At 60.7% G+C, this 252-nt stretch carries 1 protein-coding gene; it reads left to right on the forward strand.

All coding sequences use genetic code 11. The annotated features are described in order from the left end of the window. Positions 1 to 53 precede the first annotated feature (53 nt). A partial coding sequence (locus MN204_RS21960) for a hypothetical protein (protein ID WP_249873003.1) occupies positions 54 to 252 on the forward strand: 199 nt, incomplete at its 3' end.

Below are 252 nucleotides of genomic sequence, written 5' to 3' on the forward strand. Positions count from 1 at the left end.
TCCCTCGCACATATCCGGTGCCAACGACAACGGCGGACGGTGGGGGGCGGCGGATGCGGCGCCGGCAGCAACAGCGGGTGTTGGGGGTGGCGGATCCGGCGCCAGTGACGATGACGGGTGGTGGGGGTGGCGGATCCTGCACTCCAACGGCAAGTGGCGCGGATCTGATCGATGACGGCAGCGGGCTAGGGTTTGGGGTTTATTTTTATTTGTTATTTTCTTCGCCGAATTTATTTTTGCATGTGGCAGGTA

Source organism: Oceanobacillus saliphilus, from assembly GCF_023522835.1.
Classification (GTDB): Bacteria; Bacillota; Bacilli; order Bacillales; family Amphibacillaceae; genus Oceanobacillus; species Oceanobacillus saliphilus.